Annotated in this window: 18 protein-coding genes and 1 pseudogene; 14 read left to right on the top strand and 5 right to left on the bottom strand. The window is 59.6% G+C overall.

What is annotated here, in order from left to right; genetic code table 11:
* Window positions 1-18: 18 nt before the first annotated feature.
* Complete coding sequence (locus tag IB277_RS26660; RefSeq protein ID WP_192372035.1) at window positions 19-1,665, top strand: Na/Pi cotransporter family protein; 1,647 nt, start codon at window positions 19-21, stop codon at window positions 1,663-1,665.
* A gap of 10 nt (window positions 1,666-1,675) precedes the next feature.
* Here IB277_RS26660 and IB277_RS26655 read toward each other — a convergent pair whose 3' ends face one another.
* Complete coding sequence (locus IB277_RS26655; RefSeq protein WP_029742780.1) at window positions 1,676-2,665, bottom strand: LacI family DNA-binding transcriptional regulator; 990 nt, start codon at window positions 2,663-2,665, stop codon at window positions 1,676-1,678.
* Window positions 2,666-3,250: 585 nt separating this feature from the next.
* Here IB277_RS26655 and IB277_RS26650 point away from each other — a divergent pair.
* The 8 genes from IB277_RS26650 (at window position 3,251) to IB277_RS26615 (ending at window position 13,112) form a co-directional block, all read left to right on the top strand.
* Window positions 3,251-5,101, top strand: coding sequence for an iron ABC transporter permease (locus IB277_RS26650; protein WP_029742781.1), 1,851 nt, complete (start codon window positions 3,251-3,253; stop codon window positions 5,099-5,101).
* Window positions 5,101-6,234: an ABC transporter ATP-binding protein gene (locus IB277_RS26645; protein ID WP_029742782.1), complete on the top strand. Its 1,134-nt coding sequence runs from the start codon at window positions 5,101-5,103 to the stop codon at window positions 6,232-6,234. Before IB277_RS26650 ends, IB277_RS26645 begins: the two co-directional genes overlap by 1 nt.
* A 54-nt stretch (window positions 6,235-6,288) precedes the next feature.
* Window positions 6,289-7,425 (top strand): ABC transporter substrate-binding protein, encoded by a 1,137-nt coding sequence (locus tag IB277_RS26640; RefSeq protein WP_029742783.1) that lies wholly within the window; start codon window positions 6,289-6,291, stop codon window positions 7,423-7,425.
* Between the two features lie 65 nt (window positions 7,426-7,490).
* Window positions 7,491-8,594: an extracellular solute-binding protein gene (locus IB277_RS26635; protein ID WP_049810992.1), complete on the top strand. Its 1,104-nt coding sequence runs from the start codon at window positions 7,491-7,493 to the stop codon at window positions 8,592-8,594.
* Window positions 8,595-8,713: 119 nt separating this feature from the next.
* Window positions 8,714-9,556 (top strand): inositol monophosphatase, encoded by an 843-nt coding sequence (locus IB277_RS26630; RefSeq protein ID WP_371813690.1) that lies wholly within the window; start codon window positions 8,714-8,716, stop codon window positions 9,554-9,556.
* A 17-nt stretch (window positions 9,557-9,573) separates the two neighbouring features.
* Window positions 9,574-10,206 carry a dual specificity protein phosphatase gene (locus IB277_RS26625; RefSeq protein ID WP_029742786.1) on the top strand — a complete coding sequence of 211 codons (633 nt, stop codon included), beginning with the start codon at window positions 9,574-9,576 and terminating at the stop codon, window positions 10,204-10,206.
* Window positions 10,207-11,062: 856 nt separating this feature from the next.
* The gene (locus tag IB277_RS26620; protein ID WP_192372033.1) at window positions 11,063-12,340 is read left to right on the top strand and encodes a pilus assembly protein TadG-related protein; all 1,278 of its coding nucleotides are present in this window, start codon (window positions 11,063-11,065) and stop codon (window positions 12,338-12,340) included.
* A 151-nt stretch (window positions 12,341-12,491) separates the two neighbouring features.
* Window positions 12,492-13,112: a pentapeptide repeat-containing protein gene (locus IB277_RS26615; protein ID WP_034796525.1), complete on the top strand. Its 621-nt coding sequence runs from the start codon at window positions 12,492-12,494 to the stop codon at window positions 13,110-13,112.
* A 28-nt stretch (window positions 13,113-13,140) separates the two neighbouring features.
* On the opposite strand, the pseudogene IB277_RS38260 reads toward IB277_RS26615, so the two are convergent.
* The 3 genes and pseudogenes from IB277_RS38260 to IB277_RS26605 all read right to left on the bottom strand — a co-directional run.
* Window positions 13,141-13,221, bottom strand: a pseudogene (locus tag IB277_RS38260) (transcriptional regulator); the annotation flags it as partial.
* Window positions 13,222-13,467: 246 nt separating this feature from the next.
* Window positions 13,468-14,433 (bottom strand): magnesium and cobalt transport protein CorA, encoded by a 966-nt coding sequence (locus tag IB277_RS26610; protein ID WP_029742789.1) that lies wholly within the window; start codon window positions 14,431-14,433, stop codon window positions 13,468-13,470.
* A gap of 51 nt (window positions 14,434-14,484) precedes the next feature.
* Window positions 14,485-16,383, bottom strand: a complete 1,899-nt coding sequence (locus IB277_RS26605; protein WP_029742790.1) for a potassium transporter Kup — start codon at window positions 16,381-16,383, stop codon at window positions 14,485-14,487.
* A gap of 416 nt (window positions 16,384-16,799) precedes the next feature.
* Here IB277_RS26605 and IB277_RS26600 point away from each other — a divergent pair, with 416 nt between their 5' ends.
* The 4 genes from IB277_RS26600 to IB277_RS26585 all read left to right on the top strand — a co-directional run bounded on the left by IB277_RS26600 (window position 16,800) and on the right by IB277_RS26585 (window position 23,279).
* The gene (locus IB277_RS26600) at window positions 16,800-18,578 is read left to right on the top strand and encodes a hypothetical protein (RefSeq protein WP_192372032.1); all 1,779 of its coding nucleotides are present in this window, start codon (window positions 16,800-16,802) and stop codon (window positions 18,576-18,578) included.
* A 298-nt stretch (window positions 18,579-18,876) separates the two neighbouring features.
* Window positions 18,877-20,220, top strand: coding sequence for a hypothetical protein (locus IB277_RS26595; RefSeq protein WP_192372140.1), 1,344 nt, complete (start codon window positions 18,877-18,879; stop codon window positions 20,218-20,220).
* A 1,134-nt stretch (window positions 20,221-21,354) separates the two neighbouring features.
* Window positions 21,355-21,924 carry a helix-turn-helix transcriptional regulator gene (locus IB277_RS26590; protein WP_192372031.1) on the top strand — a complete coding sequence of 190 codons (570 nt, stop codon included), beginning with the start codon at window positions 21,355-21,357 and terminating at the stop codon, window positions 21,922-21,924.
* A 158-nt stretch (window positions 21,925-22,082) separates the two neighbouring features.
* A complete protein-coding gene (locus IB277_RS26585) occupies window positions 22,083-23,279 on the top strand; it encodes an MFS transporter (protein ID WP_034796380.1) in 1,197 nt (398 codons plus the stop codon).
* 32 nt (window positions 23,280-23,311) lie between these two features.
* Here the strand turns inward: IB277_RS26585 and IB277_RS26580 are convergent, their stop codons facing one another.
* Window positions 23,312-23,821 (bottom strand): GNAT family N-acetyltransferase, encoded by a 510-nt coding sequence (locus IB277_RS26580; protein WP_060517877.1) that lies wholly within the window; start codon window positions 23,819-23,821, stop codon window positions 23,312-23,314.
* A 230-nt stretch (window positions 23,822-24,051) separates the two neighbouring features.
* Between IB277_RS26580 and IB277_RS26575 the strand changes: the two genes are divergently transcribed.
* Window positions 24,052-24,624, top strand: a complete 573-nt coding sequence (locus IB277_RS26575) for an NADPH-dependent FMN reductase (RefSeq protein ID WP_060530106.1) — start codon at window positions 24,052-24,054, stop codon at window positions 24,622-24,624.
* The last annotated feature ends 353 nt before the right edge of the window (window positions 24,625-24,977 follow it).

Raw genomic sequence — 24,977 nt, 5'->3', positions numbered from 1 at the left:
AGCATTGGGGAGGGGGCCATGAGCACTGCGATCGTCAGCATCAACCTCTTCGGCGCGGTGGCGCTCCTCCTGTTCGGCCTTGGTCAGGTTCGCGACGGCATGCAACGCGCTTTTGGTGCCCGTCTGAAAGCCGGACTGGCGGCCGGGACGCGTGACGGTCTTCGTTCGTTTTTCAGTGGCCTCGTCGCAACCATCGCCCTCCAGAGCTCCACCGCCACCGCTCTCATGGTCGCGTCCTTCGTCGAGCGCGATCTCATCGTGCCGCGCATGGCGCAGATCGTGCTGCTCGGCGCCAACGTCGGCACGGCGATGACGGCCTGGATCGTGGCTTTGGGGCTCGGCTGGCTCTCACCGCTCTTGCTGCTTTGCGGTTTCGTTGTCGGGCGCGGCAGCTCGAGCACGCGCAAGGGATCAGGCGCAGCGCTCGTCGGCATCGGGCTGATGTTGCTGTCGCTGCATCTGATTGGCGGTGCGACCGAACCGCTGCGGACCTCTGCCGCCCTTTCGGCTTTCTTCGGGATGCTCGACAATGCCTGGCCGGTGGCGCTCGTCATCTCGGCAGGACTCGCAGCGCTCGCGTCATCGAGCCTGGCAGTCGTTGTGCTGATCCTGTCTCTTGCAACATCCGCCAGCCTTTCGACCGGCCCGCTCATCGCCCTCGTTCTGGGAGCCAATCTCGGCGGTGCTGTGCCCCCGGTTCTAGCCACATTCAAGGCTGCGGCGAGCGCCAGGCGGGTTGCCCTTGGCAACCTGATCGTGCGTGCCGTCGGCTGCCTGGCCGCTCTGGCGCTCGCCGGGTACATCGCCCCGCATATCGACTGGCCGCCTGTCTCACGCGGCAATCTGCCGGTTGATGTGCATCTCGCCTTCAATCTCGCACTGGCGCTTCTGGCGGCCCCCCTGGCTCGGCCTCTATCCCGCCTGACCATGCGCCTGTTGCCGGACGAGCCAAAGGCGACGGACGGCCCGCTTTTCCTTGAACACAACGATCTCGGCACGCCGGTCGCAGCGCTTGCCGGCGCAAGTCGGGAAGTGCTCGGCGTCGGCGACCTGGTCGAGCGCATGCTGGTCGAAGCAAACGACGCCCTGCAGCAGACGGACCCTTCCAGGCTTGCTGCGATCAGCACGCTTGAAGGGCGCGTGGATCGCGTGCAACACGAGATCAAGGTTTACGTCTCGCGCGTCGGCCAGTCCGAAATCGCCGAGGAACAGCGCCGCCACGCCATGGATATCGTCAACTATGCCATCAACCTCGAGCATATCGGCGACATCATCGAGAAGGGGCTCCTTGCCGAACTTGCAAAGAAGATCGCCCGCGGCCTGGCTTTCTCCTCCGATGGCCACGAGGAACTGTCGCGTCTCTTCGCCATCACGATCGACAATCTGCGCATGGCCCAGGCCGTGTTTGCCACGCGTGACAACGCGATGGCGCGGCGCCTGGTAGAAGCCAAGGAAGATGTCCGCAGGCTGGAGCGGCAGTCGGCTGAGCGGCATCTGCAGCGCCTACGCGATGGCCGCGCCGAAAGCATCGAAACCAGCTCGCTCCATCTCGACATGCTGCGCGATCTCAAACGCATCAACGCACACATTGCAACCGTCGCGCACCCCATCCTTGATCAGAGCGGGTTGTTGATCGACAGCCGTATCCGGCCGGCGGCCACTTGAGCATTCCGGTCTAGCGTCGGGCGGTCTTGCGCTCGACCATCGTGACGGGAACGACCTGAAGTCGTGTTTCCATCTCGTCGGCTTCCAGCGCTTCGAGAACATGCTCCGTCAGAGCGGAGAAGGACTGCGCAACGGTGGTGAGTTCGTAACTCTTCCACCCTGCCTGCGGAATATCGTCGAAGCCGACGACGGAAAGATCGGCCGGCACGCGGCGGTGCATTTCGGTGCGGGCAGCGTCGAGAAAGCCGAGAGCCAAGAGATCGGTGACGCAAAACGCGCCGTCGATCGCCTCGTCGAGGAGCACCTCGCAGCCAGCTTGGTAACCGCTTTCATAACTCGTGGTACCGCCCGACCAGGCGACCACCTCGACCCCGGCGGTCGCCATTTTCTTTTTGAACGCAGTGGTGCGGCGCACCTGAGCAGGGGTTTGGCTGCCACTCGAGATCACCGCAACCTTCTTGCAGCGCGCCTCGATCAGGCGCAGTGCTGCAAGGTCCGCACCGCGGGAATCGTCGCTCAGCACCATGCTGGTATCGGTGCGATCGATTTTCTGGTTGATCAGGATCAGGCGCACGCCGTTGGCAATGCACTGGTCGACGATCGATTCCGGCGGCTCTCCGGAAAGAACGATGATCGCTTGCGCCCGGAACTCGAACAGTAGCTCGATCAGCGGCGCGATATCCTTTCGCGCATCCGCGGCATTGAGCAACAGGCATTGCAGACCGCGACGCAACAGGCCGATGCTCAAGAGATCGAGCTGTTTTGCATGGAAGGGTGCGCTGAGATTGGCACCGACGACCCCGATGAGATTGGAGCGGTCGTTGTTCAGTCCCTGCGCCAGCCGGTTGACCCGGTAACCGAGCTCCCGGGCGGCTTTGAGAACCTTGCGCCGCACAGCCTGGGATACACTGGCTCCGGGCGTAAAGGTTCGCGAGACCGCCGAGCGTGAGACGCCCGCGCGTTTTGCAACCTCTTCGGCCGTCACAAAGCCCCTCGCCATGCCTTTCTCCTGCAGAATCAGATGCTTTTCATCAGGGCCACAAAAGCAGCCCCATTCCAACGAAAAAGTTCGAGCCTACCCGCTCGGTGAACCAGCCGATGATGCCGGTGAACGGTCGCCATCGCTCCGTCTATGGCGGCTGTTTCTCCCCGCTGAAGTCATTCGCCCAACCTCAATGATCACGTGTTCTAAAAACAATACATCATTGTCACAAAAGAGCCATCAAAAACAACGGCTTATATCATTGCGCACGTGTGCATTTTTTTGTTGACAATGGCGCCTCTCCATTGGATCATACGTTCCATAGACAGAGCTGGATTGGAATTTTTGTTCTGTCTATGTTCGTGGTGACGGCGGCGCGGTTGAGGAGCTTGCGCCGACATCTGGCAAGCGCTTGCGCCTGCCCTGCGAACGGGGAGGATTGAGTAACCGACAGCCGCGCCGTTTGCGTCATTGAGCGGCTTCTTGCGTAGGTCAGCGCCACGCCCTGGCGGCTGATTTCTATTCCCCGTTGGCACTTTGAAAGTTCCGCCAGGCATCGATCGCCGGGGCAGGCAGCGCATGTTGAGTTCCAAGGGGAAGAGCATGGCCTTATTGAGTGAGACAGCCAAAGCGGCAACATTGCCCGGCAGCGCAATGGCGCCGACGGCATGGCAGCGCTGGCGCTATCGGATGAAGGTCGCGTCGCGGGAGCCGACGACGCTGATCGGCGTCCTGACGGCACTTCTCTTTACCTATCTCATCGTCGTGCCGATCATCTCGATCGTGCTCGATTCCGTGCGCGTCCAATTCGGCCACGAGCGGCGGCTCGGCAAGGACTTTGGCGAGCTTACGCTCTACTACCTTGATCGAGCCTTCCTGTCGCCGGTCTCGGTCGATCTTTTCTGGCGGCCGCTCTTCAACACGCTATCGGTTGCGCTCGGAGCGATCAGCCTGTCTTTGTTGATCGGTACGGTGCTCGCCTGGTTGATCAGCCGGACAGACATGTTCGGACGGCGCTGGTTCGCAACAGCGCTGATCGTGCCCTACATGCTGCCGGCCTGGACCTTTGCGCTTGCCTGGACAACGCTCTTCAAGAACCGCACCGTCGGCGGCCAGCCGGGCTGGTTCGAGGCCATGGGGCTAACGCCGCCCGACTGGGTCGCCTATGGGCGCTTCCCGATCATCGTGATCCTGGCGCTACATTATACGCCTTTCGTCATCCTGCTGTTTGGCTCTGCCCTTCGTCGCTTCGATTCCCAGCTCGAAGATTCCGCCCGTATCCTTGGAGCCAAGCGCTACCAGGTGGCGATGCAGATCATCCTGCCGCTGATGCGTCCCGCACTTTTGTCCTCGATGGTGCTGATCTTCGCCAAGTGCCTCGGCGAGTTTGGCGTGCCCTATGTGCTCGGCCTGCCGGTCAAGTTCGAAGTGCTTTCCACCTCGCTCTTTCGCAGCATCGCGTCGCGCCAGACCGGCGTTGCCGGTGTCGTCGCGGCCTCGATCATGCTGATCGGCATCGTCACCCTCATGATCGATGCGCGTCTTGTTCGTGAAGCCCGGCGCTTCGTTACTGTTGGCTCGAAGGGTTCGATGAACCGCCAGAGCCGGCTCGGCAAGTACCGTCTGCCGGCGACCGGTTTTGCCGCACTTATCTTTCTCTTGAGCGTCGGACTGCCGCTTCTGACCCTGTTCCTCTCCACCATCATGAAGCTGCCGGCGCAGTTCACGCTCGACAATTTCACGCTCGACTACTGGATCGGCCGTGATCTCCACACGGTGGCACTGCAGACCGGGGTCCTCTTAAGCCCCGATCTATGGGCGGCTGCAAAAAACACGCTTGTCATCGTCGGCCTTGCGTCCTTGACCTCGGGCATTCTCGGACTTCTTGTCGGCTATGTGGTCATCCGCACGCCGGTGAAGGTCCTGTCGGTCTATCTGCGGCAGGTCACCTTCTTGCCCTATCTGGTGCCGGGTATCGCCTTTGCCGCCGCCTATCTGTCGCTCTTCGCCGTGCCACGCGGACCGATGCCGGCCCTCTATGGTACCGTCACCATCCTGGTCCTGGCGCTGATCGCCGACCAGATGCCTTACGCATCGCGCGCCGGTATCTCGGCCATGACCCAGCTTGGCAAGGATCCGGAAGAGGCAGCCCAGATTTCCGGCGCCGGCTGGTTCCGGCGGATGATGTTGATCGTCATTCCGATCCAGAAGGGCTCGCTGGTAACAGGCGTGCTGCTGCCCTTCATCTCGGGCATCAAGGGCCTGAGCCTCTTCGTCATCCTCGCCGTGCCGAGCACCGATGTTCTGACCACCTATTCGCTCCGGCTCGTCGACTACCACTACACGCAAGCCGCCAATGCCGTCGTGCTGATCATCGCGGCGATCGCCTATCTCGGAACCCTGGCAGCCCAGAAGCTGACCAAGACCAATCTCGCAGAAGGACTCGGAAGCTGATGCCCACCATCAATCTCAGCGGCGCCCAGAAGAACTACGGCGTCAATTCCGCCAATGCCGTCTCGAACCTCGATCTCGAAATCCGCGACGGCGAGTTCATGTGCCTTCTTGGACCCTCTGGCTGCGGCAAGACCACGACGCTGCGCATGATCGCCGGCCTCGAAAACCTCTCGGACGGCGAGATCCGCATCGGAGAGCGGGTGGTCGACTCGGTCAGGGCAGGCGTGTTCATCCCGCCGGAAAAGCGTGAGATGGGGTTGGTATTCCAGAGTTACGCGCTCTGGCCGCACCTGACAATCGAACGCAACACCGACTTCGGTCTGAGGCTGCGCAAACTGCCGAAGGAAGAGCGTGAAATGCGCGTCGAGAAAGTGATGCAGGCGCTCGACATCGCCAAGTACCGCGACCGCTACCCGTCGCAGCTCTCGGGCGGCCAGCAGCAGCGCGTGGCGCTCGCCCGCATGCTGGCAGTCAATCCAGGCGTTCTGTTGCTCGACGAACCGCTGTCGAACCTCGACGCCCGGCTCCGGCTCGAGATGCGCGCCGAGCTCAAACGCATCCACAAGGAGTTCAAGACGACCATCGTCTTCGTCACCCACGACCAGTGGGAGGCAATGACGCTGGCAACGACGATCGCCGTCATGAACGAGGGCACGCTGCAGCAGATGGGCACGCCCAACGATATCTATGATCGCCCGGCCAATCGCTTCGTCGCGGAATTCGTCGGTAGCCCGCCGATCAACATCCTGAACTTCGGATCGGCCGCCGCCTCTGAGCTGTCGCGCGCAGCCGAGGCCTATCTTGGCACGCGCCACCCGTCGTTGCGCGGCATTGGCTCGATCGGCATCCGACCGGAAGCGATCGGCTATTCGGTCAAAACCAACGATGTGCCGGCCGGCAGCTTCTCCGGCGAAATGACGGTGACAGGCGTCCTGCCGACCGGCGGCAGCTGGATCCTGGAGCTCAGGAACGGCAGCGACACGCTGTTCTTGACGACCAATGCCCTGCCGCGCGTCGAGACCGGAACGAGGGTTTCGTTCTTTGCGCCGCCTGAGGCGCTGCACGTTTTTAACAAGGACGGCCAGCGGATCGCCGAAGCGGACGCGCTGCTGCGCAAGTCCACGCTGAACTAAGGCGCTTCAGTGCCGAACGACAAATCGAAACATAATCTGAGGGAGGAACAGACGATGCAATTTCTAAGGACTGAAAGGACGCACCGTGCAATCAGGCGCGCGCTGCTGGCAACGACCATCGTCGCCTTCGCCGGACCGGCGCTGGCACAAGAGCCGTTCGACCTGAACGCGCTGATCGAGGCCGCGCGCAAGGAACCGCCGATTACGGTTTATGACAGCACCGGCAAAATCGTCGAAATGGCCAAGGCCTTTGCCCAGAAATATGGCGTCGGCGCCGAGGGCTCCAAGGTCAAGGCGACTGCCCAGCTTGAGATGATCATTCGCGAGGCCCGTGCCAACAACATCCAGGGCGATGTCTCGATCATCAGCGACGCACCGGCCGCGATGGCGCAACTCATCCCGCAGGGCTTTGCAGAAAGCTGGCTGCCGCCGGATCTCGCAGCCAACATCCCCACTGAGTATCAGGACCCGCTGACCGTCGTTACCAGCGCCAATGTCTGGGCCTACAACACTGAGCTCTTCGACAAGTGCCCCGTCAGCAACATCTGGCAGCTGACGGGACCTGAGTGGAAAGGCAAGGTCGCCATGCAGGATCCGCTCGGCAAGCCATCCTATGTCGACTGGTTCAACCAGATGGCCAAGCACGGCGACGACAAAGTGGCGGCCGCCTATAAAGAGCTTTACGGGAAGGATCTCGAAACCGACGACGGCAGTGCGACGGCCGCCTGGGTCAAGGCGCTCGCTGCCAACGCTCCCTTGCTGACGGACGCCGATGCGGCCGCTGCTGATGCCGTCGGCGCGCCGGGTCAGTCGCAACCCTTCATGGGGCTGATGAGCTCGGCGAAGTTTCGCGACAATGCCGAAAAGGGCATGAAGCTCGGCCTTTGCAAGGACCTGAAACCCTGGCTCGGCTGGATGTATCCGGGCGTCGGGCTGATCACCAAGGGCACCAACAGCCCGAACGCCTCAAAGCTCTTCATCCACTACGTGATGACCGCCGAAGGCATCGCGCCGCAGGCAGAAGACGGAAAAATGTCGACCAACAAGGACGTTTCGCTGCCCGCAGACGAGCCGTCGGGCATCGGCGCCGTTCTTGATCAGGTCATGCCCTACCAGATGGCAACGAGCCTCGACGACTGGGACGCGCGCGAGACCTGGCAGGACCTCTGGCGGCTCAGCTACCAGAAGTAATCGCCTGAACATGTGAAACGGTCTCCTTGGGAGGGGAAACCATGAGCAAAGGTAAGAACAGGGTTATGATCATGGGGGCGGCATTTGCCGCCCTTGCGGCCGCATTGGCCGTCGAGGCAAACGCCGAGGAGGCGTTTGATCTCAATGCGCTGGTGGAGGCGGCGAAGAAAGAAAAGCCGATCAATGTCTATGACAGCACCGGCAAGATCGTCGAGATGGCCGAGGCCTTCACCGCCAAATACGGGGTGAAGGCGACCGGCGTCAAAGTCTCGGCCAACAGCCAGCTGGAGATGATCATCCGCGAAGCCCAGGCCGGCAACGTCCAGGGCGATGTCGCCCTGATCACCGACGCACCGGCAGCGCTCGCCCAGCTTCTGCCGCAAGGCTTCGTCGAAAGCTATCTGCCCGGCGACATGAAGGAGAAGATACCGGCGGGCTTCCAGAACCCGCTGGCGATTTCGACCAATGCCAATGTCTGGGCCTATAACACCGAGGCCTATGACAAATGCCCGGTCGGCAATATCTGGGAGCTGACTGAGGCAAAATGGAAAGGCAAGATCGCGCTGGTCGATCCCCTGACCAAGAGCACCTATACCGACTGGTTCAACCAGTTGGAAAAGCATGCCGACAACGCCGTGAAGGAGGCCTACAAGGTCCACTTCGGCAAGGATCTCGAAACCGCTGAAAAAAGTGCAGCGGCCGCCTGGATCAAGGCCCTGGCACAAAACGGCCCGCTGGTAACGGACGGCGACGATCCGGTTGCCGAAGCCGTCGGCGCCGCCGGCCAGAAGGAGCCCTTTTTCGGGCTCCTGAGCTCCGCCAAGTTCCGTGATAACGAAGGCAAAGGCTACAAACTCGGGCTCTGCACGGAGCTGACCCCCTGGGTCGGCTGGACCTACACCAAGCTCGGCCTGATCGCCTCGAAATCCGCGAGCCCGAATGCCGCGAAGCTCTTCATCCACTACGTGCTGACGGAAGAGGGCATCGCGCCCCAGATGAAGGACGGCAAGCTGCCGACCAATGTCGACATCAAGATGCCTGAGGACGAACCGTCGGGGATCATGGAGGTAGCGGACCGCCTCTTTCCCTATGACGCGGGCACTGGGCTTGACGATTTCGACCGGCGCGAGGAGTGGCAGGATTTCTGGCGCATGAACTACAGCAAGTAAAATCCCGGCCGGCGCGGCCTCACGAGGACAGGTCGCGCCGGCCGTTCCAGTATGAACAGGAAGAGAGCATGACCGACGCCAATCTCGCCACGAGCCGTAACCAATCCGATAGAGACGCCATGCGCGACTACTCGCGGCGACTGATGACGATCGCCGAAGGTGCGGCCCGCTCGGCCGCCGGCCCCTTGCTCGCTGCGTTTCGCTCGGAAATGGTCGTCGACTACAAGCGCGATCTCCACGACGTCGTGACGGTCTACGACAGGCAAGCCGAGGCATCCATCCGCGACTACATCTTCGCGCACGAGCCGAATTCGGCGATGCTTGGCGAAGAGGGCGGGCAGGTCGGTGAGGGCGACATCCAATGGTATGTCGATCCGATCGACGGGACCGCGAACTTCGCACGAGGACTTGCCTTCTGGTGCATATCGATTGCGGCGGTTGAAGGCGGATCGGTTGTGGCCGGGGTCGTCTATGACCCGGTGGCCGATCTCCTGTTTTCGAGCGACGTCGAGCGTGCCTATCTCAATGGAAAGGTCATTGCCTCCAAAGCCATCGGTGACGAAAGCCGGGCAACGCTGATCACCGGCTACCCGGTCTCGCGCGACTTTCGCCTGGATGGCCGCAACGAGGCACTTGCCCGCCTCGGTGATCTGGTCGAAACCTTCTCGACCGTGCGTCGCCCTGGAAGTGCAGCTTTGAGCATCGCCCATGTGGCGGCGGGTTTTGTCGATGCGGCCGCGGGCTTTGGCGTCAACGCCTGGGATGTGGCCGCAGCGACGCTGATCCTGAAGAACGCAGGCGGCCGTTATGCGCCGTTGTCGCTTGGCAAAGTGCCGGAAGGATCCGCCGACTACCTTTGCCCGGGGTATCTCGCCTATGGCCGGGGTGGCGACTATCCAACCCTGAACCGTGTCGCCGCCGCAATCTCTGCCGGGCGCAGCGCGAAGGCGCCGTCGCCATGAAAGCCCATGAGGAAACCATGCTCGACAATCTTAGCGATGCCTCAACCACGGAAAAGACCAGCAGCGAATTGCCAAGGCTCAGTCTCGTCTATCCGAAGCATCCGACCTATGGCGTCGACATCTTCATTTCCGGCAAGGAAGGTGCGAGCGACCTCGAACTCCTGCGCAAGAGCGGGATCACGACGGTCGTCAATTGCGCGGTCAATCTGGACTTCAATTTCGTCGACCAGCCGAAGCTCGTCTCGGATCACCGCAACAGCATCCATGGACCGGGCGAAATCCGCTACTACAAGATCGGGCTTATCGACGGGGATGGGAACCCGGACACGCAAATGCTGGCCGCCCACTACATCCTGCGAGCGGCCCTGGAGCAGGTCCTACCCGAAAAGCCGTCCTATCCCAGGCGCGAACGTGGCGGTGTGCTCGTCAACTGCCGCGGTGGCCGATCGCGCTCAGTCGTCGTCGTGTCGCTGTTCCTGCATTTGACGCTGCCTGATCAATTCGAAACATTGGAGCGCGCCATCGACTTCGTCCGCGAGAAGCGCGAGATCCCAAAGGACGAGTGGTACAAGGCGCCCAAACCGGTTCTGGCGGCCTCGGCCGAGCGAGCCGCGGGATGGGCACGTGCGATTGAGAGCGGGAAGGCCTGACCCGAGAACGCAGTTCAGAGACCGTCTGCAGTATGGGCCACGGAAACCTGCTCTCAGTACCGCCAGGGATGCCGACGTATCGACGTCAGCCAGCCGTCGACGCATTCTCGGCCGCCCCTCCGGTCGCGACAAGCCGGTTCTTTCGCGCATGCCAACGCGTTCGAACGCCCAAGCGGAATCGAAATCGCTTTATTAGGCGGAGCGCCTTGACGCGCGCGGCCGGCGCCACCCTTGACGCCGGCAGATCGTGATTGAGTAGTATGAAAGGCCCTATTGTTTGGGCAATATGCCCTTGTTTACGAGCCATGTTTCGAAGGTGCCGGGGCACCCTTCGCTGGTCCATCGTCCCCGATAGGAAAAGCCGGGTGCTGCGCGCGCCGTCCCGACGAAGCCGTCATATGTGCTTCTATCGGCTCCGCCTATTTTGAATGCCTTACCGGGATGTTTCCTCTTTGCCTTTGTGAATTTCATCGTCCGCCCCTTACGCAGTACAACCATGAAGTCGAAAGCGTCGCACAGCGCACGGTGCAGTCAAGGATTAGGCAATGAGCAAAAGGGGTTAGTCGCCGCACTGCCTCAGCAGTCCAGCAACCTCTGAGTGAAGAAGACCCAGAATCCGCCTCTCGGGCACGCCAAAATCGCTTCCAACCGGCGAGCGTGGCAGCTGGCCGGTTGTGCCGAAGTGACGCGCGTTTAGCGCAAAATATCTTCAAATAACCTCGTTTCGCGCCTGTGTCAGAGCTCTGAAGAGCGTCTGAGAGAGTGCATACCGTTAACTCGGCCCGAAATTAAAGGATTGGCAAGGCTCCCTGCACGAAGAGGCGACTACTCTCCATCTGGTTGCAAAGAAACTGCCATGAACATACTGACCCTGCCACTGATCAGGCATTGCGCCTCGGCCCTGCTGAAATGCCGGTCCGGGAACTTCGGCCTCTTGGCAGCGCTTGTCGCGATCCCCCTCATTGCCGCTCTTGGCGTTGCGATCGATTTCGCAGCCGCGGTCAACCGAAAGGCCGCTATGCAAAGCGCGGCCGATGCTGCGGCACTGGCGGGAGCTGCAGCAGGTGTCGGTTCGGAGCAGAAGATCGCCGTGGGTTTTCTCGGCGCCCATCTTGGCAGCAACGACACGCAAGATCTGAAAGGGCCCCCCAGCTGGAACCATCAGGTCACGGTCGAGCGGGATACGGTAGCGGTGGCTGTCAATGAGGACTACGAAACCGCCATCATGCATATGTTCGGCTTCCGGACGGTTCCGATCTCAGTCATCGCGAAAGCCGCCCGAGGGGCCGGCAGCTCGGCCTGCATCCTGATCCTTGATCCGGGCAGGGCCGATGCGCTGAAGATCATCAATTCGAACTCGGTCACCAGCGAATGCGGCTTCCAGGTGAACTCGTCCCATTCGCAACGTGCGTTCTACGCCGAAAACCAGGGGAAGTTCGCAGCACCGCTGATCGCCGTCACCGGCCAGTCGAAGCTTTCCGGCCGCCTGATTTCGCCGCCGCCGGTCGACGGATCTCCTGTCGTGCCCGACCCCATGGCCGGCATGCCCGAACCGGTGTCGCCGAACGACGCCTGTACCTCCCAAAGCCTGAAGACGATCAACAGCCAGGGCAAGTCGTCGCTCGAGCCCGGGATCTATTGCGGCGGGCTGACCGTGAATGCCACGGACGAGTTAACGCTGAAGCCCGGAATCTACGCGTTCCGCCGCGGCGCGTTGACCTTGAACACATCGGCCAAGGTCATAGGCAAGGACGTGCTTTTCTATTTCGAGGACGCGCAATCGCCGCTGTTTTTGAACGGTGCGGCAATCCTGCAGGTATCGGCGCCCACCAGCGGCGCGCATGCTGGCATCCTGATGTTCCAGGGCCGGCAGGCGAAGGACAGCAGCGTCCAGTTCCGCATCAACACGTCTGCTGGAAGCTTCTACAATGGGGCGATCTATTTGCCCTACGCGGTGGTCGACTGGAACATCAGCGGAAGCCTCAATTCGGAATCAAAGTTTACCGCACTGATTACCAGGGTTTTGAACCTCTACGTGTCCGGAACGGCCTTCTTCAAGAAGCCGGGGGAAGAGGGCAAAGATTTCGTGCCTAACGGCTTCGGCAGGGGAGGCGGCGTGCGGCTGGTGGAATAGCGTCGAAACCAGCCCATCGTAATTGCGTGCCCCGGTGGCTTCGCTCGTGCGCTCGACTTTTCGGCATTGCCAAACATCGCGAAGATGGAAATGCTCAGCGGCGAAGCAACAAAAGGCATTGCGCTTGGTGCGGGGCCGCAGATGGATGGATATGGCTGAACGACGATACGGCGAAGCGCCGCCCAAGACCGACAGCACGATCGCAAGCGCCGACTGGTACGGTCGCCAGATCGAGCGCGAGCGATACGACAACACGCTGTTCGTCGATCTCGACCTGACCGAGGCGCAGACCGTCGGCGTGGTCTTTCACGAATGCACCTTCCGGCGAGCCCGGTTCAATGCATCGTCACATCAGGCGAGCGCCTTCGTGAACTGTACGTTCGTCTCCTGTAAGTTCTTCGATAGCCGCTTCAAGGAGTGCAAGTTCGTCGGAAGCATGTTCGACGCTTGCGAGTTCGACCAGATGCAGGTGACGGGCGGCGACTGGTCCTTTACCGGATTGCCAGGCGCTGCTCTCGGCCGCGCATCCTTCAAGGAAACGCGAATGCGGGAAGCGGATCTGACCGGCGCCTCCTGCAAAGGCGGCTCGCTCAGGGACGTCGATCTTTCCGGTGCCTGGCTGCATGGGGCAGATTTTACCACCTGCGACCTCAGGGGCAGCGACCTCACCGCCTTCGATCCGGAGAACCTTCGCCTCAAGGACGCGATCATCACGATCGACCAGTCGATCATCATCGCCGAGGCTCTGGGTCTCGACGTCAGGCGAAAGTGACGCTGCCGGCGACGTATAGGACCCAACGGGTGCCTGCCGCGGACATGTCTTCGACGGCGCTATGGATCGCCTCAAAGGCATCGCTCTTGAACTTGCGCTTGGTCGCCATTGCAAATCTCCTAGAGGGCACCGGTCCCGATTTCCGCGTCAAGCTCGGCCTGCGCCGCTAGAGTTCGGCGAACTTCCGGAAGGCCGGGAGGTCACTTGCCGGAAGATGGGGGAGGCGGGCCGGAGGTAAGGCCGGATTGTCCGAGAGCACCAAGAGATACCATCACACAGAGCTTTTACCCGATAGCATGCTGCAATGCCGCGGTGTCGACACCAAACGAAACCCACGGAAAGATATTTCCGCTGGCTACAGCCATCCGGACCTTTTGAACCGCCAGTAGAGAATAGAGCAGAGCGTCGCAATGACACCGAGGACGGCAAAGTAGCCGTAACGGGTTGCCAGTTCAGGCATGTGTTCGAAGTTCATCCCGTAGATTCCGGCAATGGCTGTCGGTACGGCAAGAATTGCGGCCCAGGCTGCAAGCTGCCGTGTGATGGTGCCCTGTCGTTGCTGCTCCAGGAGATTGGAGGCCTCGAACACGGACGTCATTATCTCGCGAAGGCCGCCTACCAGGCCTTCCACACGTCTGACATGGTCAAGAACGTCTTTGAAGAATGGCTTGGCATTGTCGTCGATACAGGGCAACTCGAGATGAGTTAGCTTACCCGCCACCTCTCCCATCGGCCCGAGCACCCGCTGGAAGCGAATGACGTGACGGCGCATCCGGAAGATGCGCCTGATCTGCTCGGGCTGCAGGAAGGACACAAGTACGTGTTTCTCGAGCTCCAGAACTTTGTCCTCAAGCGTTTCGACCACCGGCAAATAGCCGTCGACAACGAAGTCGATGATGCCGTGCAGGACATAGTCCGGTCCGTGCTCAAGAAGCTGGGGCGACTGTTCCAGGTGTTGGCGCAGTTCCTTGTGGGAGCGGGCAGATCCGTGGCGAACAGAAATCAGGTGGTGCTTCCCCACGAAAATGCAGGTTTCGCCGTAGGTGATCTTGTCACCCTCAAGGTGGGCCGTCTTGACGATCACGAACAACTGGTCGCCGTAGATGTCCACCTTCGGCACCTGATTGCCGTTGAGGGCGTCTTCGACGGCAAGTGGGTGAAGAGCGAACATGGCCTGAAGGTCGGCCATTTCCTGCTTTGTCGGTTCAGTCAAACCGATCCAGGCGAAGTCGCTACCTGATGCTTCGAATGGTTTGGCGGCAAGCGGGATTTCTTCGGCGCGCTTGCCCGAACGATACATGTAGGAGGCGACGACTGGCATTTTTTGAAGTTCCGGGAGTTGATATCGCAGCGTGAAGCATCTGACCCAAGGTTAGATCGTGACTTGCTCGCCAATCTCGACCACGCGATTGGCTGGCAGCTTGAAATAGGAAGATGGATCGATGCCGAGACCTGCAAGTGCAATGTAGAGCTTGTCTTGCCAGCCGGGCAGACCTGAGTTTGGGTCACCAATAAGGGTCCTGCGCCCGAGGTAGAAAGAGGTCTGCATGATTTCGAACTTGAAACCTGCCTTCTTGCACAGTGACAGCGCCTTCGAGACGTTCGGTTCGTCCATGAAGCCGAAGCAAAGCTCGAGCCTTGTAAACCTGTCTGACAGTTCAGTCATTGAGACGCGGTCTTCCTGCGCGACATACGGATGCTCGGATGTGCGAACCGTCAAAATAACATTGCGTTCGTGCAGGACATGATTGTGTTTGATGTTGTGGAGGAGAACGGCGGGTGTCTTATCGCCGACGCTGGTTAGAAAGATTGCCGTCCCTCGAACGGTCTGGGGCGCATGGGTGGACTTCTCTATCGAGCGGATGAATGTTTCCAGCGGGATATCGTTGCGCGCGGTCTTTTCGCGCAGCATTGCGGATCCCCGCGTCCAAGTCCACATCACCACCATGATTGTCAGTGCCAATGCCACCGGCACCCAGCCGCCATCATGAATCTTGAACAGATTGGCAAGCAAGAAGACGCTCTCGATGACGAGCAATGGCGCTAGAAGCAGTACAGCCAGAACGGTTGAGTATCCCCAGACGGAGCGGAGAAACTGGAACGCCATCACTGTTGTCACAACCATCGCGCCTGTGACCGAGATTCCATACGCGGTCGCGAGAGACTCTGAGTCCCCGAACGAGAAAATCAGCACGATGACCCCGACGAACAGCAGCGCATTTACGGCAGGGACATAGATCTGGCCGGTGTTGGTCTCGGACGTAAATTTGATCAGCAGTCGAGGAAGAAAGCCCAAATGGACCGCCTGGCGAGCGAGGGAAAACGCTCCCGTGATGACAGCTTGGCTAGCGATGATTGTCGCCATGGTCGCGAGAATGACCATCGGCAGCAGCGCCCAGTCTGGATAGAGAAGATAGAATGGGTTGTTGACCGCGTCTGGGTGGCTCAGCACGAGCGCGCCTTGGCCGAGGTAGTTCAGCGCCAATGCGGGGAATACAAGGATAAACCATGCCGTGCTGATCGGTTTCCTCCCGAAGTGGCCGAGATCTGCATAAAGGGCCTCGGCTCCCGTGACCGTCAGGAAGACGGCGCCAAGCACGATCAGACCTGCCCAGCCTGCATGCGTGATGAACCACAGGGCGTTGATCGGGTTCAGAGCCTGCAGGATGGTCCAGTCGTCGCCGATGTGGATGAGACCGCCCCACGCCATCGCGAGGAACCACACAACCGTGATTGGCCCGAAAAACCTTGCGACCGCTTCCGTACCCTTGGACTGCACGGCAAACAATGCAACCATAATGACCGCAGCAAGGGGAAGCACGTAGTCCGAAAAGGCTGGTGTGACGAGTTTCATGCCTTCGAGCGCCGACATGACCGAGAGGGCAGGGGTGATCATGGCATCCCCGATAAACAGGGCCGCCCCGATTAGGCCCGCGAAAAACAACACGGGCATGAAACTGCCGGTCTTCTTCATCAAGAGCGCGAGAAGCGACAATGTTCCACCTTCACCGTCATTGTCGGCGCGTAGGAGGAAAAGCACGTATTTGAACGTCACGATACACGTCAACGTCCAAACCATCAGGGAAATGAGACCGATGACTTCGTCAGGCTGCGCCCCGTCGTTCAAGAAGGGACGAAGGGCCTCCCGAAAAGCGTAGAGCGGACTTGTTCCGATATCGCCATAGACAACGCCGATGCATCCAAGCAGTAGAACGAGAAAGCTCTGCGTTCCCGATCGAGGTCCGACAGCTTCGCTGTGAGCATTGGGCATAAGGTCTCCTGAAACACCGTCGGCATTAGCGATGGCAGATATATGCTGCATTGCGAAAGTCCAGGCAATTCTCACAGGAACCGCTCGAGAATGTCGAGTGTGAATAATCGGCCGTTGGACAAACCTAACTCGCGAAAACATCAGGGAATGGTTTGCGTTCCCACCCGCATCGGCTGAGATCAGTGTTCCGCATTGCTGAGGCGAACCAATTGCGCTTTTCTCTTCGAGAATACAGAACGATGACCGAAGCAGTGAATGTCGATTGTGAAGTCTCTGGGCCCCCATCGCAGACCGAGTTAAGCAAGGTTGCCCTTGAGGCAGAGTTTCGCACGCAACCTAAAATTACACACTTATTAAGAGAGTAGATGTAGGCAATCTCGTGTGAGTTTGGGCGCTTCACACGAGTTTCATCTGCCATGAGTTTAGTTGTCGGCGAGACAAGTGTCGCGCGAGTTGATGAACGCTGGTCGGCAACGGGGTATTGGCTGATCTGCATCTTTATCGTCGGCCTACTCATCGGGTTCGATTTGTCCGGTGAGCGTATTCACAACGCTGACATCGACGACAGTTTGCGGGGTCTGCAAATCAAGGCATTCCTTGAGGATGGCGGGTGGCTTAGGCCGGCAATACCGCGGATCCTGATGCCCGAGCCGTATATTTCGCCTTGGTCGCGAATAGTTGACCTTCCCTACATGCTCATAGCTTTCTCTCTTCAGTCCGCCTTGGGAGCGGAAGACGCGCTCGCGGTGGCCTTCCAGGTTTGGCCAGCCGCAATGGCAGTCTTTTTCACCATTGGGGTTGTTGGGGTTTTGAGCCGGATAGCGCCACGAAAAGGTGAGCTTTCGCCCGGAATGCTATGCGCCGTCCTCGTCCTTATGGCCTTCGCGATCTGGGAATTTAGTCCTGGCCGCATTGACCACCATAACTTGCAGATGATGCTGTTGCTCACGTTGATATACGGGATTGCTAGGTTCGATCGCATAGGCGGGGCGGTCGTCGCGATTTCAGCGACGATCTCGCTCTTGGTAGGCCTGGAGACGTTGCCTGTTATCGCGCTGGTGTTGGGAGCCTTGGCACTAGCGTGGGCCGCGGGTTTGGATGGCACCCGAACGATGCTTGCCTCAACCGCCATCACATGCCTGGTTGCGGTACCCATCCTGACCTTTTTGGTAATCGGTCCTTCCGGGTTCTGGCGTGTGGAGAACGATGCTTTCTCCGCACCATTTGCATTCGCACTGCTTGGCTTTGGAGCGATCGCAACCGTGACCTTATGGCTGGTGCCGGAGGCTTCGAGCGCGGCGTTCAAGTTTGGACTTTTGGCTACCGCCGGTTCGATGCTATCGGCTGTGCTGTTGTTCGCCTATCCACAGCTTTTGGCCGGCCCATATGCAGCCATCGACGATCTGGCCCGGATATATTGGTTTGATCGCATCGACCAGGAAAAGAGTGCCCTGGAGTTTTTCCGAACAGGGGACTACGGCTCACTTGCTCTACTGGGTATTTTCAGCTGCGTCCTGGCTGTTAGCTTGCAGCGCGCGTTGAACGCCCCCCGAACGGCAAATCCGCAATTCGCTATCATCTATGCTGTCGCCGCAGCGCTCCTCCTGACCGCGTTGGTCTCCAACCGGTATTTGCGCTTCTCTGCTGCCGTCGTTCCGTTGTTGCTGCCGGCTGCGGCGTCGGTAACTCGCGAAGACAGCCAGGTGGCGGTTAGGCGGTTGGCTGCGTTTGGCGGGATGGCTGTTGTGATGGCCACCTCATTCTACTTCGTCGTGCCTTTTGAGCGTAAGACTACGGATGCTTTTGACCACCTGCTCTGGAATGATTGCAAGGGGGCGGATTTCTCGCTGCTTGCTACCCTTCCACCTGGACAAGTGATGACGCCGCCGGCACTGGGGCTTGAGATCGCCCGTAGGTCGCAGGACAGCCTTACGGTGTCGAGCGTTCCCTTTCACCGGGCCGCGCCAGCCATCGGACGGGTTCTTCGGGCCTTTATGTCGAGTAGCAACAATGAGCGGAATGCTCTTTTAGCCGGGTTCGACTACCTGGCCGTTTGTCGGTCGCCGTTAGGGCTCGTGGGAAGCGAGAAGATGCCGTTGTTCGATGCCATCATGACAGGCAGCGCTGGGCCGGGCCTTCATCCCGTATCATCAGTCAAACAGTCTGACCTCATCGTCCTGCGGATTGAAAAGTAGCGTGCGCCCAGGAGTATATGTTTGGTTTCGCAGGCCACGTTCAGCCGGGCCACGACAGGATCCGGGGCCGGCAGAAATCACGTCGAAGCGGTGAGTCGAAGCGGTGAACGGTCACGGGGAAAGTTCACCATTCCGGATCGCTGCGGGGCTGGAATGGACGCCACTGCCGTTCCGTTCCGCTCACGGTTTGAATTGTAACGATACTTATTGTCACTTCCCACTTGCCGCCAATCAGTGCAGTGGTTCATCACGTAGTTTGTTTGGTTGCTCCGCGACCAGCTTTGAGAGAACCGGCAGTATGAAGAAACCGAACCCTCTGACGCACTTCCCGCGGACGAACATTTTCCGTCCAGGCGATGTTTTCGTTCTGTTTGGTGAGCTGTTCGATCGGGGCTATGCCACCCATCTGGTCGACCAAGCCAAGAAGGCCGGCATGGAAATTGTCGGGATCACGGTTGGCAGACGAGACGAAGCCAATGTTCTGCGGCCACTGAACGACGAGGAACTTGCGGCGGCTGAAGCCCGGCTCGGAGGCAAGATCATCAACGTGCCGATCATGGCCGGTTTCGATCTTGACGCGCCTGAAGGCGAGCCCACTCCGACCGACCTTCTCGCGAAGATGACGCTCGAGACGTGGCAAGACGAGAAGCTCGACTGGTCGCACATCGAGAAATGCCGAAACGTCGGCGTCGAACGGTTCAAGAATGCCCTTTCTGAAGTCATGGGGATCCTCGATGGCATGATCGCTGATGGCAGGAATGTCTTCTTCGCGCACACCATGGCCGGTGGCATCCCGAAGGCCAAGGTGTTCATGGTCATCGCCAATCGCGTCTACAAGGGACGTGGCGCGCGCCACATGTCGTCGCAAACGCTGCTCGACAGCGATTTGGGCAAGCTCATTCTTCAGAATTTCGACGAGGTTTCGGCCAACACGTTCCGACACCTGATCGATCTGAGCACAGCCATCCGGGCGCGCATCGAAGCTTCCGGTGGCCAGGTTCGTTATTCGGCGTTTGGCTACCACGGTACGGGCATTCTCGTTGCTAACGAGTACCGCTGGCAGACCTATACCAATTACACGCAGGGCTACGCCAAGATGCGCCTGGAGCGCATCGCTGAGGAAGCCTGGAACAAGGGCATTAAGGCGACGGTCTACAATTGCCCTGAGATCCGCACCAATTCGTCCGACGTGTTCGCCGGCATCGAGCTGCCCCTCATTCCGCTTCTGCTCGCGCTGAAAAAAGAGGGCGGTGGCGAATGGGTCGCGCAGCGATGGCAGGCCTGCCAGGATTTGTTGGCAGATGGCTTCACTGTCGATGACGTCTTGCGGAAGATTTCCGATATGCAGACGAGCGAAGTGATGCGGCCGTTCTACGACTTTTCGTCCTGGCCAATGCCGAATAATCCGGGACAGTCCGACCTGACGATCGGTACATCGAGCGAAATCACGGCGATGCACCGGGACGGCAAGGCGCTGATCTCCGACCTCTTGAGCCGGCTGGTGGTCGAAGCGGTTGGGCAGCTCATCTTTGGTGAGAGCTCGGCGCCATCGGGCCCTGTCCTGTGGCTCAACCACGACATCGTCGCGCGCACGCTGATCGAGACGAAAGGGTCAGCCCGCAACGCTCTCGAAGCGGCCTAAGCGCGACGACGCAGGCGGCTACTGCCTGTCTCCTTGAGTCGCCTCCGATTGCGCGTCTGATCAGACGCGCACGCGAGGTCGATGACCGTGACGTCAAGCAGTCTTGGCGGTACTGGTCGTTAGTTGAACCAGACGACGCGTGACGATTGCACCCGCTCGGCCGACCTCTTGGGGTGGCCCTCGGCGTCCTCGGCAAACAGCGTCTTGCGTGCCAGCCAATCCATTTGCGCGAGCGCTTCGGCGATCGTGGTGTCGGCTGCGATCGTTTCTCTCTTAAATCTTGTAGCTCAAGAAGTTTGCCGGCGTAGGGCGCGCCGAGAGAGAGGATGTGCGCCTTTGTTTCAGTATCGTGATCGTTCGGATACAGGGTTTGGTTGAAAGTCGTGTCGTCGCCGGGTTGTCTGGGCGTTTGCCTGTGACTATGTGTGTGACAGCCAAGAAAGGATCAAACTCAATGCGTATTGCCACATTCTTGCTCGTACTCTCCGCGCTTGCCGGATGCTCCCAGACCGGCGGCGGTGCGACCAGTGTCAGACAGGATTACTATGGTGGCGACGGCGGTTTTTATGCGGGCGCAGTTGCACCGCGCTGAAGCCGCTCCGGCGGCGCTGTAACTGCACTGCCGACAGCGAACTCTGCAGGGGGTGGGCCCGCTCAGGCGATTTTGACAAGCATGAGGGGCCCATCGCCTGATCTTCGGCCGTAGTGGCGCCGAACGTCGCCAAGCCGCCACGAGAATGTTGGCTATGCGACCCTCGTCGAGAAAGCTCTCCTTCCATCAAGCCAACTCTCTGCCCTTCAGGTCCAAGCTCTGTCCGATTGTTCGGATTGCAAGGGCTTGCGCTTTGACAATGGCGCGGCCCGTAACGCCGTGATCTCCCCTGGAGCAACGTGCCGACCAACCGCTTTCATTCCCGACAGCCGGATGACGTCATCGCCCATTGCTCCGGAAAGCGTCCGTCTCAAGGACGCGATCATCATCGCCGATGCGTTGGGCCTCGACGTCAGGCGAAAGTGAGCGTCGAAGATGCCACCGTCCCAACATCGAGCTAGACGCTGGCGTCGGGTGTCTGTTGACAACCGACCAAGCGTCCCTGCTATTCAACGGGGGAGGGCTATTGTCGCGAGGAAGGTATGGAGCTTGATCTGAAGGTTTGCGCTTTGCCGCTCGGATGCCGGCTTCGACGCTTCCGCAGGCTCAGGCAGATCAAGCAGGAAACGTTGGCGGCGGATCTTGGCGTGTCGCAGGGTCTGCTATCGCGATGGGAAGCCGGCCAGCATGAGCCTTCAGCAAAGGCCCGGGCCCGGGTCGAGACGCTGCTCGAGCGGCATGAGAGCGTCGGGATAGACTTGACATTGCGTCGGCTCATCGAAACGGCGCCGTTTCCGGTTCACCTTGTTTGCGACGACACCCATGCGCTTTTGAGCGTCTCACCGGCCAGGCAAGCCCAGTGGCGGATCTCTGCCGCGTCCTTTTTCGGCGTCTCGCTATGGCGATACGCGACGGCGGAAATCATCGAGATAGAGCTTCAACTGCAAGAACTTGGCTGGTTTGAAGAGGTCTGGTCGGGAGCCGTCCAGTTCACGACCGGCGGCAGCGACGACCCCGATATGCCGATCCCCCCGAGCATCATCCGATGGGAACGAATAGGCATTTCCGACGGGCGCGTCGGCCGCCTGGTAACCAGTATCGATCCCATCTGAGACGCGAATATTTCATTCGTTGTCCGAGCTGTTCTGCCCCTGCTAGCCTGCCATGACCGCCAGTTGCCCCGAAACCGCGTACCAAAAAATTCGGCGGGCAGGGCGTCTGCGCTCGAATCCCATCGGTCACGATAGATCCGCCAAGAGCACTCCGGACAATGACAAATTCGCGTCGCGCCATCACGTTTTCACTTCTCATCATCTGTGCAACGCTATCGCTGGCAGGGACCGACCTCGTCTTGCCGGCCGTTCCGCAATTGCCTGAAATCTTCGGCACTGACCGGGCGACCGCGCAGCTGGTGCTTGCCGCCTATGTCGGCGGCGGCGGTCTCGGCCTGCTTCTTTATGGGCGCCTGGCGGACCACTTTTCGCGCAAGGCGCTGCTTTTCTCTTCGCTCGCCGGATTTGCAGCCGCCTCGCTCGCCTGTGCCTTCTCGCCAAATATCACGGCACTTATCGCGCTGAGGTTCGTTCAAGGCGTGGCGTCTGCGGCGGCTCCGGTCTTTGGCCCAGGGTTGATCCGGCAGCTGTTCAGCGACAAGGCGGCGGTGCGCGCCATCGGGTTTCTCGGCAGCGTGGAATCGCTGGTGCCGGCGCTTGCGCCGATCTTCGGCGTGCTGCTGCTTTCGCATTTCGGATGGCAATCGTCATTCGAGCTGCTGGGTGTTTTGACGATGCTCGCTGCGGTCCTCATACTCGTGCTTGGGCTGCCCCGTGAGGAAGAACCCTCCGACACGCTCGGTAGTTATGGGCAACTGCTCACGGATCGCGTCTTCATGCGATACGCGCTCAGCCAGGCCCTGACGCTCGGCGGACTGCTCACCTTCGTCTTCGGCGCGCCGACAGTCATCGTCGCGTCGATGGGCGGCTCTCTGAACGACTTCATCATCATGCAGGTCATCAACATTTCCGGGTTCATCATCGTCGCCAATCTGACCGCCCGGATTGCCGAACGTTTTGGCGCTGAAAACGTCATCCTGACCGGCACCGTCATGGCTGCCTTGAGTGCCCTTGCGCTGTTCGCCTACGGTCTCATGGGCGGTACCAACACGCTGATGTTGCCTCTATTGTTTACGCCCATGGCGATTGGCTTGGGTCTTCGCGGCCCCATTGGCTTCTATCGCGGCATTCTTGCTTCGGGTGCCAATAATGCGCGCGGATCGGCGCTGATCGTCTTTTTCATCTTCATGATCACCACGCTTGGAACCGTCATCGCCGCGCCAATCATCGCAGCCGGGCTCGCGGCGCTCGCGTTCGTCGCCTGTGCTATCCACCTCCTGTCGGTGGCCCTCCTGCTCCTGCTTCCGGCAATGCCGGAGCCAACGCGCGATGCTGCCGGCGTACCCACGCTGTAGGTATCCGAACCAGATGAGGATCCCTTGAACGGCTAAATCGACGAATCTCCAAAGACGTGCCGGTATACGCCGTAGCGCATGCCACTGATATCCACGTGTCGCTCAAGCGCGCCTCCAAGTTTTCTCGCGACCGCTTGGGAAGCCAAATTGTCATCAGTGATCAGGCTTATTGCCGTCCTCCAGCCAAGTTTGCTGGCTGCGAAGTCGAGAACGGCATGCATCGCCTCGGTAGCATAGCCTTGCCCCTGGAACTGGGGGTAAATGCCCCATCCCAATTCAGGTTCAAGCTTGTCCAAAGGAAGCTGCGCTCCGCAGTAGCCCGCCATTTCACCTGTTTTACTATCCTCGACAACGAAAAAGCCAAAGTCGCGCAAGTGCCAATGACCGATGAACGACAACATCCTTCGCCAGGCATCCTCACGCTTGATCGGACCCCCGACGAAGGCGGTGGTGACGGGGTCCCCCCAGAATCGAGCGAAGGCCTCAAAATTGTCCTCGCGCCATTGGCGCAATATCAGTCGTTCAGTTGCTATAGTTTGCACGATGTTCTTCTTTCAAAGGTAGCCATTCTTCCTTCCGCATCCGCCGGATACCATGCCGATCGCCGCGGCGACCGGCTCCGGATGAAAGCTGCAGTTCTGCCGGCATACTGGCGCGTTAAGAGAGTTCTGAGATCGGGTTTGCAGCGACTTGGAAACATGACAGTCACGGCGCGACGCGCTACATTGTCGTTGCAGTCCACGCCACAGGTCACGGTATCGGGAGAATTATTATGCAAACGCATAAGGTCGGATACTTGATTGGTAGTCTCGCCAAAGACTCCATAAATCGCAAGCTCGCCCGTGCACTGGTGAGGTTGGCTCCTGCACAGCTTGAAATGACAGAAATATCGTTCAGGGAGCTCCCGCTCTATAGCCATGACTATGATGCCGATTTTCCGCCGGTCGCGAGAGCTTTCAAAGAAGAGTTGGCTGGGGTCGACGCCATTCTCTTTGTAACCCCGGAATACAACCGTTCAATCCCGGGTGGCCTAAAAAACGCCATTGACTGGGCGAGTCGCCCCTACGGAAAGAACTCCTTCACACGCAAGCCTTCGGCTGTCATCGGGACATCGCCGGGCTCGATCGGAACCGCGGTAGCGCAACAAGGACTGCGCAGTGTTCTTAGCTTTTGCAATTCACCGCAGATGAACGCCCCAGAAGCCTACATTCAATTCACTCCGGGGCTGATTTCCGACGACGGAGAAGTGACGGTGCAAACGACCGAGCAGTTTCTCCGTGGCTACATGGAAGAGTTTGCAGCCTTCATTGCGCGCGTGCTCTCTGTCCTGCCTCGCAACGCTTGAACAAGCGGCTGCCACTCGCGTCTCCTCAAGCCGTATGCAAGGGCGTCGAACAACGCTCGAAGTGGCTCAGGCGTCCTCACGATGGGTTCTGCCATGGCCACATCGAGGCTGCGGTCGAAATCGATTCAACCAGATATCGCGAGGAAGTGAATTTTGATCAATGCGTTAGATGGTATATTTGATACATCACATTCAGTTCCATAATTCAGATTATGCGATCTGAACTTGTAGTGGCTATTTAGTAATGCGACAGTTGGGCCAGTTAGAGATGCGACAGTCTCGCCTCTCGACGCACTGGTCAAAGCCAACGTTGGGAGCAAGGATGACGACCTTCAGCCTGGTCGAGACCATGA

The sequence above is a fragment of the Ensifer sp. ENS07 genome (assembly GCF_014852185.1).
Classification (GTDB): domain Bacteria; phylum Pseudomonadota; class Alphaproteobacteria; order Rhizobiales; family Rhizobiaceae; genus Ensifer; species Ensifer adhaerens.
This window is presented reverse-complemented; position numbering and strand designations above follow the sequence as displayed.